15 protein-coding genes are annotated in these 15,714 nt (G+C 54.2%); 12 read left to right on the forward strand and 3 right to left on the reverse strand.

The window, feature by feature from the left end; all coding sequences use genetic code 11:
- The first annotated feature begins 8 nt into the window (after positions 1 to 8).
- From ACFQDM_RS04530 to ACFQDM_RS04575, 10 genes are all read left to right on the forward strand, one after another.
- Positions 9 to 2,426, forward strand: coding sequence for a S8 family peptidase (locus tag ACFQDM_RS04530; RefSeq protein ID WP_377376048.1), 2,418 nt, complete (start codon positions 9 to 11; stop codon positions 2,424 to 2,426).
- A gap of 168 nt (positions 2,427 to 2,594) precedes the next feature.
- The gene (locus tag ACFQDM_RS04535; RefSeq protein ID WP_377376051.1) at positions 2,595 to 3,050 is read left to right on the forward strand and encodes a hypothetical protein; all 456 of its coding nucleotides are present in this window, start codon (positions 2,595 to 2,597) and stop codon (positions 3,048 to 3,050) included.
- Positions 3,051 to 3,334: 284 nt separating this feature from the next.
- Complete coding sequence (locus tag ACFQDM_RS04540; RefSeq protein WP_377376054.1) at positions 3,335 to 4,117, forward strand: DUF3450 domain-containing protein; 783 nt, start codon at positions 3,335 to 3,337, stop codon at positions 4,115 to 4,117.
- 32 nt (positions 4,118 to 4,149) lie between these two features.
- Positions 4,150 to 5,532, forward strand: a complete 1,383-nt coding sequence (locus ACFQDM_RS04545) for a MotA/TolQ/ExbB proton channel family protein (protein ID WP_377376056.1) — start codon at positions 4,150 to 4,152, stop codon at positions 5,530 to 5,532.
- 29 nt (positions 5,533 to 5,561) lie between these two features.
- On the forward strand, positions 5,562 to 6,071 hold the full coding sequence (locus ACFQDM_RS04550) for a MotA/TolQ/ExbB proton channel family protein (RefSeq protein ID WP_377376057.1): 510 nt from the start codon (positions 5,562 to 5,564) through the stop codon (positions 6,069 to 6,071).
- The gene (locus ACFQDM_RS04555; RefSeq protein ID WP_377376059.1) at positions 6,068 to 6,472 is read left to right on the forward strand and encodes an ExbD/TolR family protein; all 405 of its coding nucleotides are present in this window, start codon (positions 6,068 to 6,070) and stop codon (positions 6,470 to 6,472) included. The genes ACFQDM_RS04550 and ACFQDM_RS04555 overlap by 4 nt, the downstream gene beginning before the upstream one ends.
- 12 nt (positions 6,473 to 6,484) lie before the next feature.
- Positions 6,485 to 6,892, forward strand: a complete 408-nt coding sequence (locus ACFQDM_RS04560) for an ExbD/TolR family protein (RefSeq protein WP_377376061.1) — start codon at positions 6,485 to 6,487, stop codon at positions 6,890 to 6,892.
- 14 nt (positions 6,893 to 6,906) lie between these two features.
- The gene (locus ACFQDM_RS04565) at positions 6,907 to 7,524 is read left to right on the forward strand and encodes an energy transducer TonB (protein WP_377376064.1); all 618 of its coding nucleotides are present in this window, start codon (positions 6,907 to 6,909) and stop codon (positions 7,522 to 7,524) included.
- A 99-nt stretch (positions 7,525 to 7,623) separates the two neighbouring features.
- Positions 7,624 to 8,265: an energy transducer TonB gene (locus ACFQDM_RS04570; RefSeq protein WP_377376066.1), complete on the forward strand. Its 642-nt coding sequence runs from the start codon at positions 7,624 to 7,626 to the stop codon at positions 8,263 to 8,265.
- Between the two features lie 27 nt (positions 8,266 to 8,292).
- On the forward strand, positions 8,293 to 9,690 hold the full coding sequence (locus ACFQDM_RS04575; RefSeq protein WP_377376068.1) for a tetratricopeptide repeat protein: 1,398 nt from the start codon (positions 8,293 to 8,295) through the stop codon (positions 9,688 to 9,690).
- Positions 9,691 to 9,774: 84 nt separating this feature from the next.
- On the opposite strand, the gene ACFQDM_RS04580 is transcribed toward ACFQDM_RS04575, so the two are convergent.
- Positions 9,775 to 11,922 (reverse strand): S9 family peptidase, encoded by a 2,148-nt coding sequence (locus ACFQDM_RS04580; RefSeq protein ID WP_377376349.1) that lies wholly within the window; start codon positions 11,920 to 11,922, stop codon positions 9,775 to 9,777.
- Positions 11,923 to 12,282: 360 nt separating this feature from the next.
- Between ACFQDM_RS04580 and ACFQDM_RS04585 the strand changes: the two genes are divergently transcribed.
- Complete coding sequence (locus tag ACFQDM_RS04585; protein WP_377376070.1) at positions 12,283 to 12,648, forward strand: energy transducer TonB; 366 nt, start codon at positions 12,283 to 12,285, stop codon at positions 12,646 to 12,648.
- A gap of 92 nt (positions 12,649 to 12,740) precedes the next feature.
- Here the strand turns inward: ACFQDM_RS04585 and msrB are convergent, their stop codons facing one another.
- Positions 12,741 to 13,151 carry a peptide-methionine (R)-S-oxide reductase MsrB gene (msrB, locus tag ACFQDM_RS04590; protein ID WP_377376072.1) on the reverse strand — a complete coding sequence of 137 codons (411 nt, stop codon included), beginning with the start codon at positions 13,149 to 13,151 and terminating at the stop codon, positions 12,741 to 12,743.
- A gap of 90 nt (positions 13,152 to 13,241) precedes the next feature.
- Between msrB and ACFQDM_RS04595 the strand changes: the two genes are divergently transcribed.
- Positions 13,242 to 14,552 carry a class I SAM-dependent methyltransferase gene (locus ACFQDM_RS04595; protein WP_377376074.1) on the forward strand — a complete coding sequence of 437 codons (1,311 nt, stop codon included), beginning with the start codon at positions 13,242 to 13,244 and terminating at the stop codon, positions 14,550 to 14,552.
- Here ACFQDM_RS04595 and ACFQDM_RS04600 read toward each other — a convergent pair.
- A complete protein-coding gene (locus ACFQDM_RS04600) occupies positions 14,533 to 15,645 on the reverse strand; it encodes an NADH:flavin oxidoreductase (protein ID WP_377376077.1) in 1,113 nt (370 codons plus the stop codon). The two genes, ACFQDM_RS04595 and ACFQDM_RS04600, sit on opposite strands and share 20 nt — an antisense overlap.
- Between the last annotated feature and the right edge of the window lie 69 nt (positions 15,646 to 15,714).

A 15,714-nucleotide genomic window follows, 5' to 3' on the forward strand; every position in this document is an offset into this window, starting at 1 on the left:
GACACGCCATGCGCAATCTTAAAAGATTTCAACGCGCGACGTTCGTTCAAACCGTGAGCGTGATGGCTGTCTCGTCGCTATTTCTCGCCGCGTGTGCTGGCGGTGGAGGCGGCGGCGGGGGCGGTTCGACCTTCACACCTGTGCCGGTTCCAACGCCCACTCCAACACCCACGCCTACGCCGACACCATCTCCAACACCGACGGCATCGCCGAGTGAATTTGAGACATCAGAGTATCTGGCAACGCGCGGTCTGGAGCTGATTGGTGCATCATCCGCTTATGCGGATGGAGCGACCGGCGAGGGCATTCTTGTTGCCGTGATTGATACGGGTGCGGATGGATCCCACCCGGACCTGCAGGGGCAAGTCCGTCTCAGCTTCGATGTGAATGCGGCCGACCGGGAAGCAGATGATGTTGATGGCGATGGCCACGCGACACTGATTGCGGGTCAGATCGCGGGTCTGAAGAATGATTCAGGTATTCAGGGTGTGGCATACAACGCGTCTATCCTGTCTGTCAGAGCAGACCGGCCGGGATCCTGTCAGGAGACCGGAGACGATGGCGGCTGCAGCTTCTTCGATTCAGATATTGTTCGCGCCATCGACTATGCGGTGGAGCAGGGGGCACGGGTGATCAATATGTCGCTCGGCGGTGAGATCGACAGTGACCCAAGCCTTGAAAACGCCATCCGCTCCGCTGCCGCAGCCGGGGTGCTGGTCGTCATTTCAGCCGGCAATGACGGGGAGGCTGAAACGCTGGATGAAGACGGAAATGTCGTACCGGCGAAGGGACTGTCTCCGAACGAGCCTGCTTATATTGCTGGTCAGGCGTCGTCGCTCGGGCGGGTCGTAGCCGTTGGCTCCATTATCGCGAGAGACGATCCGGATACGCCGGAAAACGACATTGGCCGTATATCTGATTTTTCAAACCGAGCTGGTGAAGATTCAAAATTCTATTATCTGCTCGCGCCGGGCGAAGGCGTCGTTTCGAGCGGCCCGGATGATGATATTGTCTTTCCTGACGCACCGACCTGTTCGGCTGGGCAGAGCAGCGGATGCAATGACGCAGACGACGTGGGCGACTATTACCGCATATCCGGAACGTCTTTTGCCGCCCCGTATGTCGCGGGCAGTCTGGCACTTCTTCTCGAGGCCTTTCCAAACCTGACGCCAGAGGATGCCCTGAGTGTCTTGCTCGATACGGCAGATGACTATGTCGATCCAAATCCGGATTTGATTCGAGGTGAGGCTGCTGGCGTTGGAGCTGATGCCGTTTCGGGGGTTGGCGTTCTCAATCTCGTCGAGGCTTTTTCACCGCAAGGTTCGACAAGTTTCACCGTTGAAGGCCGCTCGCTGAATTCTGTTCAGTTGTTTTCTTCCACCACCTCTGGGGCATTTGGAGACTGGAGTCAGAATTCCGGTGCATTTGACCGGGTGGCGTTGATTGACCGCTATGAGCGTGCGTTTCAGGTGGACGCCAGTGCGTTGGAGCAGGTACCGGGTGTGCGAACGTCGAATTTTGAAGCGCGATCAAATTGGTTTCAGGGAAAGTCACGCGCCATTGAGGCGAATGGCATGACGCTGAGCTGGCACCAACCGGCACCCGTGACCGATTTCACCGCTCCATATCAGCCAGACGTGAGGCCGACCTTCTCGGCTCGCTACGCATTTGGCGATCAGGAAATTGCTTTCGGTCGAGGCGGTGTACGTCCGGGGCTCGCGCCATCCGTCACCCTGTTTCAGGAAGATGGTATGTCCAGCCCGTTCACAAGCGAGGGGAGCTGGGCGCAATTTTCGCAATCCTTCGGGCCGCTCACACTGGATGCTTTTACCTCCGACGCGCAGGCTCGCCAGGCCAGTGGCGTTGGCATCGGTCGAAATTTTGACCGCTGGTCGCTGAGGGGCGCGATCGCAAGTTCTCAGGACGAAGAAACCGCGCTCGGAACGCAGTTGCAAACACGCTTTGGGCTACCTCATGATGAATCCCGGCTTTTCAGCTATTTTCTGGAAGGACGAGCCTTGGCGCCAATGGGCTGGGTCTTGTCCGGCGGTGTCGAGATGGCCACGGCGGAGCTTCAGGGGCTGGATACGTCCGGCATCTGGACCAGCCGCTGGTCGGTCGGGGCTGGGCGTGACGTTGGGGCAGGGCGCCTTGATCTGGTCATTGCTCAACCGCGAAGGGCCGAAACAGGAACCCTGTATTTTGATGCTGTCACAGGTGCGAGTCGTGAAGGGCTGATCGTTGAAACACTGGCAGCAGGGCTGACACCTTCGGGGCGCCAGATCGACTTTGAAGCCCGCTATGGTGTTCTGCTTGGGCAGAATGTCAGCGCGTCTCTCTCGGGGGCTGTTTCAACATCACCCGGTCATGTCGCCGGTCGAGAACCGGAAAGTGCACTATGGATGTCGCTCCGAAAAAGCTGGTAGCGGAACCAGCGGCTTCGGTGGCGGGTTTTGTGTCACCTTCATGAAATCTTTCGCGTTGTCGGAGAATTCGCTTGCGGTTTGCCGCGATCTCCCTAGGACAGGTGCATCTGGGAGAGCATATTGCGGGCATTTTATCCAAAGCACACAGGGCATTTGGACAGAAACCTGATGAGGTTTCTGCAGGGGGGCTCCGCATTTATTTCGTCGGGAACATTCCGAAAAACTGTCAATCAAACTGCTGGTCGCGATCTTCCTGGTCGTGCAGGCGAATGCGCAGTTTTTGCGCGCCTTGCTGCTTCATCCTTAAGCAGTGACTGGTCAGTTCGGAGCGCTGCAAAGGTTTGCCGGATCTTTTTGATCGCTACGAGATCACTTTTGTCATTTGTTAGGACAGCTATGCAGCGGCGGGTTTTCCTCGGCTTCATGGATAGATTGAACGCTCTTGAATGCTTCCACCTGCAATGGGTTGATTCAATTCAAACATTGTTGCGTTTTGATTTTTCGATAATTTTGACTCGACCGTTTGAATGTAAAGGTGGATTGTTCCGCTTGCTTGAAACACCAAAAGCAGCTGAAACTGTATTAGACAGGTCGACCAACATGGAGTGTGGTTATATAACATAACAGTTCAAGTTGGTGTATTGATCTTTTTGTGGAGATTGATAGCGTCAACGTGTCGCTAGGGGACAGGCGACAGAATCTAAGGTCAGTTCTGCTGACAATAATAAGAACAAATGGATGGGTGATTCATCCGCTTGGGGTCCAGATTGGCGTTCGCGTCCAAGGCTTCACAACTTTGCCTGCGTGTGTGTGCAGGACTATGAGTTTTTCGCAGCAGGGGCATGAGGCTTTCTGCTGCCCGGATTTTTGCGTGGATGTCACGCGCACAATGGGAGTGAGAGGCGAACATGAGAAATGTTCTTTTTCCGGCCTGCAACGCACTTGTTGCTGGTCTCTGTCTGGTAGGTTTGCCAGCTGTGGCACAATCGCCGCTTAGCCAAGCTATTCAGACGGGCGAAGCAGCGACTCGGAAAGCTGAAGAGGTCCAGAACCAAATCAACCAGCTGGATGATGAGCGCGGCGATCTCGTGCGCGAGTACCGCACAATGTTGCAACGCCTTGACGCAGCGAAACTTTACGCAGCTCAGCAAGAGCGCGTTGTTGCGTCTCAACGTGAAGAGCTTGCGTCTCTTGAAGACCAGCTTGGCCGCGTCGACGAAATCACGGCTCAGATGACGCCGATGATGCTCGACATGATCACAGATCTGAAACAGTTCGTTTCTGCTGACCTGCCGTTCAAACCAGAGCTTCGTCAGGAGCGCCTCGACCAGCTCGATGCTGCGATGGACTCTCCGGACGTGTCTCCGGCTGAGCGTTACCGTCTCATCGTTGAAGCTTACCAGGCAGAAATGGAATATGGCCGTACGATCGATACGTTCGAAGGTACGATCACGAACGCAGCTGGCGAAACCGTCGCTGTTCAAATGTTCCAGTATGGCCGCGTTTCGCTCGTTTATCTGAACGAAGCAAACGGTGAAGTCGCTCGTTGGAACCGTGAAGATGGCGCTTGGGAAACCCTTTCTGGCAGCTACCGTCGCCCAATCTCTGATGCGATCCGCATCGCAGAAGGCACGAAGCAGCAGGACATTCTGATGGGTCCTGTTTCCAAATTCGCTGTAACGGCTGAGTAAGCCCCGGCCAGTTCCAGAGGTTTTATTATCCAATGATGAACACGAAAACATCTCTCAAAGCACTCGCCGCCGCGGCTCTGTTCGGCGCCGGTGCTGTCGTCACTGCTGTGCCGGCATTCGCTCAAACATCACTGTCTGACGTTCTTTCTGCTGTTCGCCGCGACTCAAACGCGCTGACAACGGAAAACGAACAGCGTCTGCGTGAATTCCGTCAGGCAACTGCTGAACAAGAATCCAGCATGTCGTCTCTCCGCAACGAACTTGCTGCTGCTGAAGGCCGTGGCCAGGCGCTTGCAAACGAGTTCGCTGCAAACGAAACGCAAATCGGCACGCTTCAGGCTGAACTTGAAGAGCAGGCTGGTGACTTCGGTCAGCTGCTTGGTCAGTTCCGTCAGGCTGCTCAGGAATCCATGCCGGTTATCCGTAACTCGCTTGCTTCCGCTGAGTACCCGGGCCGTGCAGACACGCTGTCTGAAATCGCTCAGGCGCGAACACTGCCAACACGTGGTGACCTCGACCAGCTTCCAAAAGCTATCCTGACCGAGATGATCGCTCAGTCAGAAGTTAAGTCTTTTGAAGCTGAAGTTCAGCAGATCGGTGCTGAAGGTCAGACAGAAACCAAAGAAGTCTTCCGCGTTGGTATCTTCAACGCTGTCACGGTTGACGGAAACCGTTTCGTTGAAATGTCTGACGGCAAACTGCAAGCTTTTGCAAAACAGCCTCCAGGCAACTTCAGCAGCTCAATGTCCAAGTTGATCAATGCCGGTGAAGGCGAAGTCATTATGGCTCCGATCGACCCGACAAAAGGCACACTGTTTGACACATACGGCAAACTGCCAACGTTCAACGACCGCATCGAAGCGGGTGGTGAAGTTGGTTACGTGATCATTGGTCTTGGTATCATCGGCGTTCTGCTTGGTCTGTTCAAACTGGTTTCCATCATCCTGATGACGGGCTCCATGCGTTCGACTGCGAAGTCTAAGCAAGCTGGCGACGGCAACCCACTGGCTCGTGTCTTCAAAGTCTATGAAGCACATCGCAAGGACGGCGTCGAAACTCTCGAAATGAAACTCGACGAGCAGATCCTCAAAGAGTCTCCGAAAATCGAGCGTTTCAACGACATTCTGAAAGTTCTTGCATCTGTTGCGCCGCTGCTGGGTCTGCTTGGTACAGTTATCGGTATGATCGTGACCTTTACGGCGATCACAATCTACGGTGCGGGCGATCCACAGCTGATGGCTGATGGTATCTCTCAAGCTCTTATGACAACGGTTATGGGTCTGTGCGCGGCGATCCCGCTCCTCCTGATCCACGCTGTTTGTGCAGCAGCTTCTCGTTCGGCGTCTCAAATGCTCGACGAACAAGCAGCAGGTCTGGTTGCTCTGCGCGCTGAGAATGAGGGTGTGGCGGCGTAAGTCGTCACATTGGGAAAAGAGGCAAGCACATGCTAGCTGATCTTTTTGACTTTCTCGATCGCGGAGGCCCCGTACTCGTCGTGATCATGGGCGCCACATTCATCATGTGGGTCCTGATCCTCGAGCGGCTCTTCTACTTCAACTTCGGGCACGCCCAGGTTGCGAAGAGCACGATCGACGAGTGGAATGCCCGGTCGGACCGCAAGTCCACCTGGGCCCACTGGGTCCGCGACAAGCTTGTGTCGGAAGTCCGGCAGAAAGCAGAGCAAAACGTATCACTGACCAAGGCGATGGTGGCATTGGCGCCGCTCCTCGGTCTGCTCGGTACGGTAACAGGTATGGTAACCGTGTTTGACGTTATGGCCCTTTCATCGGGTTCCGACGCTCAGGCCATGTCGGGTGGTGTGTCTCGTGCGACCATTCCAACAATGGCAGGCATGGTTGCTTCACTCTCCGGCATCATTTTCACCTCAAGCATGGACCGTACGGTCTCTCGCAAGGTGGAAACTGTCGCTGACAAGTTGGAGATTGAAGAATGAGAGGACGCACCAAACCCGCTGAGGAGTCAGAGGTAGACCTGACACCGATGCTCGACATCGTGTTCATCCTCTTGATCTTCTTCATCGTAACCGCCACCTTTATTAAGGAACAGGCACTGGATCTGACACCGCCACCTCCGGCCCCGCCGGATACGCCAGTCGATCCGAAACCGACTATTCTCATTCGGATTTCCGAAGATAGTCTGGTTTATGTGAACAGCCGTATCGCTGATGTCGGATCTGTTCGTGCCAACATTGAGCGGTTGATAGCGGAGACACCAGAAAGTGCCGTGCTCGTTCAGGCGCATCCACGTGCGAAGAACCGACTCGTTATTCTGGTGGTTGACCAGGCCCGAAGTGCAGGCGTTGAGAGCGTCGGCTTCACGGTCGATGCAACGTGATAGGAGGAAGCCATGGCTCGTAAAGTTCGTGCTCGCGCAGCTGAAGAACAGGCACTCGACCTCACGCCCATGCTGGACGTGACGTTCATCCTCCTGATCTTCTTCATCGTGACGGCTCAGTTCATCAAGACACCCGGCGTCGAGATCAGTCGCGTCGATGTTGAGAATGATGATCTTGTCACGCCGCTCGGTATTCTGGTTGCGATCGACAGCAACAGCGACGTCTTTGTCGACAAGGAGAAAATTGACATTCGGGAACTCGAATTCACCATCCGTGAACTTCGTGACTCAAACCCGAAGGGCAAACTGGTTCTCCAGGTCGATAATGACTCAGAAGCTGAAGTTCTTGACCAGGCCATGCAGGCAATCGTGTCTGCTGACCCAGAGTCCGCTGTGAACATCTCAACGGAACTCGACTAGGAAAGGAGCGTGTCATGAAAGCATTAGCGCTACCAGTTTCCGCTGTTGCGGCTGCGGTTATCACCTTTTTCCTCTTCATCATGATGGGGGCATTGATTGTCCCTAAAAAGGTGGAGCTGGGTGAGAGTGAATTCCGTACACTTGAGCGTATTACGCCTCAGGAGCAAACGCAGGAAATTCGTCGGACGCAACGTCAGGCAGCTAAGCGGATTGAAACCGCTAACAAGCCGCCTCCACCACCGAAGCTTTCGGCTAACAAGTCCAATGTGGATCTGCCTACACCGCAGATTCAGGGCTCAGCGCCGACAGAACTTCAGGTTGGTGCGGTTTCAAGCTTCGCAATGGACGCGGTCGCCGTGTCTGACCGCGATGCTCAGCCGATCCGTCCGCCGGTACCATCTTACCCGACCCGCGCTGCGGAACGTGGTATTGAAGGTGAATGCGAAGTGCGTTTCGACGTGGATACACGTGGCAAGCCTTACAACATCTCAGCATCCTGTACGGATAGCGTGTTCACACGCGAAGCTGAGCGTGCGGTAGGCCGTGTGGAATTTGCGCCGAAGATCGTGAAAGGCAAGCCTGCTGAACGTAAGAACGTGGTTTACCCGATCTCGTTCACATTGCAGCAGTAGTGAAGTTATACCGTAACAATTTATAGATCGCTCTGTAATGTTATGGTATAACCCTTCGGAGAGGGGGCATTTAAGCCCTCTCAAACCGGAGGAAACGAAATGGCTGATACACAAACGAGCAGGAGTAAAACGTTAGGTCTGATCCTGAGTGCAGTTCCCGCAGCGGGGCTTACGGTTGGATTGTTTTTCATGATGGGACAGCTGGTTCGAACCGATACGGTTCAACTTGCAGAAGTCCAGTTTCGACCGTTCGATAGGGTCGTGCCTCAGAAAGACAAAATTGAAGAACCACGTAAGACCACGCGTGTTGAGAAGGTGACGCCGCTCGACCTGCCGGAACCTAGGACGCCTGAACAGATTAAAACTGATACCCTGATCATTTCCTACAAGCCCGTTGAGGCGGTGGAGCCAGAAATGCCGGGGAGTGATATGATGCCATTCGGCGGATTGCCAGAGCCTGGACTGACGCGACAAGTCGCGATCCCGATCCGGCAGCCCGTACCCGACTATCCGCAAATCGCCATGACGCGCGGATTGAACGGTGACTGTGACGTAACATTTGCGATCGACCCGCAGGGAAGGCCGTATAATGTGGAAGCCAGTTGCTCGGACAGAATTTTTAAACGCAGTAGCGAGCAGGCCGTTAGAAAGGCGCTTTTTGCTGCAAGAGTTAGCAACGGTGTTGCGATGGGTCAGGAAAACCTTGTCTATCCAATCCGTTATGAGTTGAATGACGATTGATGCCGACACGGCGAGGGAGTGAACACCATGCGGAAAGCAACTTGGATGACATCGGTCCTCGGAGCTGCAGTTTTTGCAGCCATGACGGCCGGAACAGCGCACGCTCAAGCGTGTGAGGCAACTGAATTCAGTTCCAAAACCGGTCAGGTCTATCTGAACGCGGAGACCCAGCTTCTTCAGGAACAAAACCCAGCGGGCGCACTTTCAGAGCTGAACAAGCTTCGCTCTATGGAGCTTAACTGCTATGAACGTGGCGCGGTGCTTCGTCTGTCTGCTGCGATCAAGATTGAGCAGGGCGATTCTGCCGGTGCGATCAAAGACCTCGAAGCCGCCATTCAAGCGGGTGCGATCACCGGCGACGATGTCGCTCAGACCTATTACAATATTGGCCAGCTCTATCTGCGCGACGACAATGTCGTAAAAGCCAAGGAATACATGGAAAGATGGATCAATGCGGGCGCAACGCCAACGCGTGATCAGAACTGGCAGATGGCGATCATTCACCAGAAGCTGGAAGACTATAAGGGCGCGCTGCCTTACGCTGAGAAAGTCCTTGCATCCGACGGCCAGAATGCTGACCGTCAGGTTATCGACTTCCTGATTTTCCTTTATGATCGCACGGGCAATAAAGCGAAAAAGGCTCAACTCCTGGAGCGTCTGCTGCAGCGAGATCCGAATGACCGTAAGGTCTGGGACGCGATCTCTGGTGACTATTTTGCTGCGAACGAAGAACGCAAAGCGTTTGAAGTTCAAAAAGCAATGTACCTCGCTGGCCTTCTGAAAACAGAAGACGAGCTGATGCGGATTGTGAACTTCTACAACCGCTTCAACGCGCCATATGAAGCCGCGAAAATCCTTGAGAAAGAGATCAATGCGGGTCGTATTTCTCCGACGATGGAGCGTCTCGAGCTGCTGGCAAACCTGTATCAGGTGGCACGTGAGTACGACAAGGCGATCCCAGTGATCCAGCGTGCCGCTCAACAGGCTAAAAACGGCAAAATGGACGAACGTCTTGGTCGTTCGTACTTTGAGCTTGGCGAGTATGAGAAAGCGATTTCTGCGCTTCAGACAGCTCTGAACAAAGGTGGTCTGAAAGAGCCGGGTTATGCGAACGTTCTGATCGGTCAGTCCAACTATGAGCTTGGCAATCGTGAAGCTGCTCGTGAGGCCTTCCAGGCTGGTACACGCTTCGCTGATGGCCGTCGTGCTGCTCAGGGTTGGTTGGGCTTCATGAGCGCTGAAGTTGAAACACAGCGTCAGTTCGCAATCTTTGAAGCATCTGTTCGTGTCGAAGGTCTGAAAAACGAGAAGAAAGGCTGTGAGCGCCTGAAAGTCCTCGGTGAGAACCTTCCGGAAAGCTGCCTCACACTCGATGAGCGTCTGGAAGCCGCTGAAGCGCAGCTGGCAGAACTGCGTCAGAACTAAGCGTTCTCTCGTTTCTGGAAAGATAAAGAAAAACCCGGCCATCTGGCCGGGTTTTTTGTTTGTGTCGAATAAGCGAAGCAACAGCTATTCAGCGTCTGCTGGCTCGGTTTTGCGCTGCAGGTCAAGCGTGTCAGTTAGGCCAACGGCTGCGAGTGCAAAGGCATACTCCGTCGCCACTTCCTTCAGGCCTTCAAAACGCCCGGATGCGCCGCCATGTCCGGCATCCATATTGATGCGGAGGAAGTATGGACCGGCTTCTGGTGCTTCATGGCGCAGATTTGCCACCCATTTTGCCGGCTCCCAGTAGGTGACGCGTGGGTCCGTGAGACCGCCCGTGATCAACATGGCCGGGTAGGGGCGGTTTTCAACCTGATCGATTGGAGAATACGCCAGGATGGTATCGTAATCCTCTTCGCTGGTGATCGGGTTGCCCCATTCTGGCCATTCCGGAGGCGTCAGCGGCAATTCTTCGTCCGACATGGTCGTCAGCACATCGACAAATGGAACAGCCGCGATAATGCCGCCAAACAGCTCAGGATCGAGGTTCGCAGCGGCCCCCATCAGGAGACCGCCTGCCGAACCACCATGACCAACGACGCGTCCCTCTGATCCATAACCGTTCTCGACGAGATAGCGGCCTGCAGAGACATAGTCAGTGAAGGTGTTTTCCTTATCCTTCAGCTTGCCATCCAGATACCATTGATAGCCTTTCGCCATAGAGCCGCGAATGTGCGCAATGGCATAGACAAAGCCTCGGTCAACAAGTGACAGGCGAGAGGTGCGGAAGTCTGCCGGAATGGTAATGCCGTAAGATCCATAACCATAGAGCAGGAGCGGCGCTGTGCCGTCGACAGGCGTATCTTTGCGGCGTAGCAAGGTGACAGGAATCTCTTCTCCGTCAGCCGCAGGTGCCATGACGCGTTCGACCACATAGTCTTCCGGATTGTGTCCGCTTGGTACTTCGCGGGTTTTCCGGAGTGTGCGTTCTCGTGTCGCCATATCATAGTCAAACACCTGGTCCGGCGTTGATGGCGATGCATAGTCAAACCGAAGGTTTGTCGTATCGTACTGATAGCCGCCGGAGATGCCGAGATCGTAGGCTGCTTCGTCGAAAGCGATCTCATGTTCTTCACCGGTTTCGCGCGCCCGAATGACGATCGTTGGCAGCCCTTCCTTGCGCTCCATGCGCACCAGATGGTCCTTGAAAGCTTCCAGGCCGAGGATAAGTGTACCTGGTTGGTGCGGGACGACCTCTTCCCAATTTTCACGTCCCGGATTGTCGATCGGTGCTTTGACAATCTTGAAGTCGACCGCTCCATCCGCATTCGTCAGAATGTAAAAAGCGCCATCGAAATCAACGACATCGTATTGTTCATCTTCCAGGCGCGGCGCGATGAGTGTGGGCTCTGGATCAATCGCATCTGACGGGAAGAAATAGTATTCTCCGAAAGTGTGACCGGCTGTCCGGATAAAGAGATAGTCGCCAGATGGGCTTTCTTCGATGCCGACAAAGAAGCCTGGATCTTCTTCTTCGTAGATCAGCTTGTCTTCGCCAGACCCCAGGACACGTTGATAGATAGCCGAGGAACGGCCATTCTCATCACGCTTGACCCAGAAGATGGCATCGGAGTTTGCACCCCAGACAAAATCGCCTGTCGTGTCTTCGATGACATCATCCAGCATTTCGCCGGTCTCAAGGTTTTTTACCGTGATGGTGTAGAATTCAGAGCCTTTGTCATCGATCGCTGAAGCCAGCAGTGTATGGTTCGGTGACTGTGCGATCTCGCCGGTATCAAAATAGGCGAGGCCTTCGCCGAGCGCATCGCCATCAAACAGGATCTCTGGCTCTGCCGTTTCATCAAAGGCGCTTGCTGCAGCCTTTCGAGCATAGACGCCATATTCGCCGCCAGTCCGATGGAATGTGTAATACGCATACGGGCCGTCCACAGCAGGAACGGAGCTGTCATCCTCTTTGATGCGACCGCGCATTTCCTGAAACAGAGCTTCACGCAGAGCTTCTGTCGGATCTTCGAGAATGGCTTTGGTGTAAGCATTTTCTGCTTCCAGGTAAGCGCGGATATCCGCTTGCAGCACACTCGGGTCTTTCATGACCTCTTGCCAGTTGTCATCCCGAATCCAGGAGTAGGCATCAGTCCGCGTCCGACCGACCTGTTCAATCGTGACGGGTCTGCGTTCTGCGATAGGAGGCGTTGTCATATTTTCTGCTGTCATCTCTGTTTCATTAGGTGGGTCTGCATATGAAGGTGCGACAGCCCCGGCAATCAAGGCCATCAGGCTTACCCCCCAAATCAGGTGCTTCTGTTTCTTCATATTTGTCTCCCGATACCTCATTCTGACGGAAGAGTATGCGGCATGGGCACGGTTTGGGAAGCACTGAGTTTAATGCCCGCTGATTCCGGATGAGTGCAGTGATTAGACGAGCCTCAGCTACGTCTTTTGTGACACATCTAAATGCGCGTAGTCACAAAACTGTCGTAAAAAAGTATAAATAGATCAGAACACTGTGAAATTTATTGCCTCTGAAAACGTCCGGATATGGACAATAATACGCAAATGTGTCATATAACTGTCATGAAAAAAATATTGGGAGTGCTCGGCACATTTGCCCTTGTTGCTAGCGTTACGCCGGTCGCAATGGCAGGAAACAGTGATCGGGATGGCGCAAAAGACATCGCAATTGATGTGAAGGGAACAACCCTTCCGGCTTCTCTCGGCTCACTTGAATATCCATACACTGCGGCAGATCGCGGCCTTTCGGGCGAATGCGAAATCCAGCTGCAGGTGGCAGAAACCGGAACAGCAAGCGACCATAAGGTTGTTTCTTGTAGCAATGCTGCGTTCCTGCGTGCCGCGAAGTCTTTCGCGGAAACGCTGAAATTTGATCCGCAGGATGGCGGTGAAACGCACGAATTGCTGGTTTCCTGGTCGACCTACTGATCAGGCAAAAATTAGCCGGATGGCGACGTTAGCCCCCTCAAAGCTTGCGAGCGTCCGGTGAGACTAGCCCGGCCTATGAGCCGGGCTTTTTTCTATTCTTCTGGTTCGAATTTCAGGACCACGCCGTTAATGCACCAACGCATGCCCGTTGGTTCTGGTCCGTCATTGAACACATGTCCCATATGCAGGCCGCATACGGCACAATGGCACTCCGTTCTTGGAAGGATCATCTTGAAGTCACGTTTTGTGGCGACGACATCTTCCGAAACCGGTTGCCAGAAGCTTGGCCAGCCTGTGCCAGATTCAAATTTGTGTTCTGAGGACCAAAGCGGTGTATCGCATCCGACGCAGTGGAACAGCCCGTCACGATGTTCGTCGTTGAGATTGCCGGGGGTAAACGCGCGCTCCGTGCCTTCTTTGACACCGACGCGGTATTGTTCGGGCGTCAGGCGCTCTTTCCACTCAGCGTCACTTCTCTGAATTTTTGAATGTGTTTGGGACATCTGGCTCACCATGATAATTTTTACACAAATTTAGTCGGAATAGGTAATCAATCAGTCATAGCCCGGTAATTTTTCTGCGAGGATACAGGAATGACTCTGGATAAGACACATGTAGGATCATTTCCTCGGCGGAAAACCTGTCGCTTTACAGGGGCGCCGCTGGAGAGCCTGATGGATCTCGGGTCGCAGGCCCTGACAGGCGTCTTTCCAAAGTCTGCAGAAGACCCGGTATCGGTGACGCCACTGGAGCTTGCTTGGTGCCCATCTTCTGGACTGGTCCAGCTCGCACACGACTATCCTGGTGAACTCATGTACGGTGAAACCTACGGGTATCGGTCAGGTCTGAATGCCTCAATGGTGCGTCATCTGGATGCAAAAATACAGAAGCTGGAAACAGCCGTTCGCCCTCTCGAGGCAGGAGATGTGGTTCTCGATATCGGTGCGAACGACGCGACCTCATTGAAGGCGTACCGCACGGCAGGTATCAAGCGGATCGGCATTGATCCAAGCGCAGCGAAGTTCAAACGCTTCTATCCTGATGATATCGCTCTGGAAGTCGACTTCTTCTCGAAACGCGCTTTTGAATACCATTCTTCGAAAAAAGCCCGCATCGTCACGTCTATTGCAATGTTCTATGACCTGCCGGATCCGGTGAGTTTTGTGCGCGATGTTGCAGCCGTGCTGGCTGACGATGGGATCTGGCATTTCGAGCAGAGCTATCTGCCGCTCATGATGAGCCAGCTTGCTTATGACACGGTCTGTCAGGAGCACCTCGAATATTATTCATTGTCCGTGGTGAAAGACATTCTCGCCGCAGCTGACATGAAAATCATCGATGTTGAGATGAACCTTGTGAATGGCGGCTCTTTTGCGGTGACGGCGACACATGCCCGGAACACCTGTCTCACTGAGAATCGTGCAGCCGTTGAAAAGGTTCTTCAGGAAGAAGAAGACGCGGGTCTTCTGACGTCAGCACCATATCAGGCCTTTGCAGAACGATCTGCTGCGCATGCCCGGAAGCTGAAGGAAATTCTGACCCATCTGAAGGCATCCGGAAAGCGGATCATGGGGCTGGGGGCGTCCACCAAAGGCAATGTCATCCTGCAATATGCAGGAATTGGTGCAGATCTGCTCGATGCGGTTTCGGATGTGAACCCGGATAAATGGGGCTGCGTGACACCAGGCACGCACATTCCGATTGTGCCGGAAGCCGTGGCACGTGCGGCCAAGCCGGATTATTTTCTCGTTCTGCCATGGCATTTCCGCGATGGCATTGTGGAGCGGGAAGCCGAGTTCCTTGCGCGAGGTGGCAAGCTCTTATTCCCGCTGCCGAACATTGAATTTGTTGCCGCAGGTGATGCGGCAACCGATGTCCCACTGATTAGAAAAGTGTCTTTATAGCCGCGCCATCATAGTCTTTCAGCTCGCTCTCGCGGCCTTCTTTGACCTTCGTCGCCCAGTGCGGGTCCTGCAGGAGTGCACGGCCGACAGCCACGAGGTCGAACTCACCTTTGTCGAGGCGATTGACGACATCAATCAATGGGCGCGTCTTCGAGCTTTCGCCGGCAAAGGAGCCAAGGAAGTCAGACGCCAGTCCGACCGAGCCAACCGTAATCGCCGGGAGGCCGGTAATTTTCTTGCCCCAGCCTGCGAAATTCAGACCGTCTTCGCCATCGATTTCCGGGAATTCCGGTTCCCAGAAGCGACGCTGAGAGTAGTGAATGCAGCTGACGCCAGCGTCTGCGAAAACGGTCAGGAAGTCTTCCAGCTCTTTCGGTGTTTCTGCCAGACGTGCCGCATAGTCCTGCTGTTTCCATTGCGAAATGCGCAGGATGATCGGGTAGTCCGGCCCAACCAGCTTGCGAGCCTCGGCAATGATTTCACCAGCGAACTGTGCGCGAGCCTTCAGAGAGCCGCCAAACCGGTCAGAACGCGTATTCATCACATGCCAGAAGAACTCATCGACCAGATAGCCGTGAGCGCCGTGGATTTCAGCGCAGTCAAAGCCAAGCTCTTTCGCTGTAACGATGCCATCGACGAACGCTTTGATGATCGCTTCGATCTCTTCGGTTGTTGGCTCCTCATACACAGGTTTCGCCTTGTGCGTCAGGCCGGACGGGCTGTCTGATTTGACGTCTGGAAATGGGCCGCTGCCTTCCTTGCGCATCATGCCGACATGCCAGATTTGCGGCGCGATTTTGCCGCCTTCCTTGTGCACCTCGTCAACCACATGCGCCCAGCCTTTCAGGGATGCATCGCCGTAGAAGTTCGGGACACGCGTGTCGAAAGAGGAGGCTTTACGATTGATTGTCGTGCCTTCGGTGATGAGCAGACCGACATCGGCCGCCGCGCGGCGCGCATAGTAATCGGCAACGTCCTGGCCCGGAACACCATCCGGAGAGAAGGAGCGCGTCATGGGTGCCATGACGATGCGATTGTCGAGCTTCAGCCCGGAAAATGTAAAGGGTTCAAAGAGCGGGGCAAAAGCAGACATGTGACCTCCAGCAGACGATTTACTCTGTTTTCGCTGCAGTAAGTGTAGTCCACTTACATTTGTCAATTC

The sequence above is a fragment of the Ponticaulis profundi genome (genome assembly GCF_042659465.1).
In the GTDB taxonomy this organism is placed as follows: domain Bacteria; phylum Pseudomonadota; class Alphaproteobacteria; order Caulobacterales; family Hyphomonadaceae; genus Ponticaulis; species Ponticaulis profundi.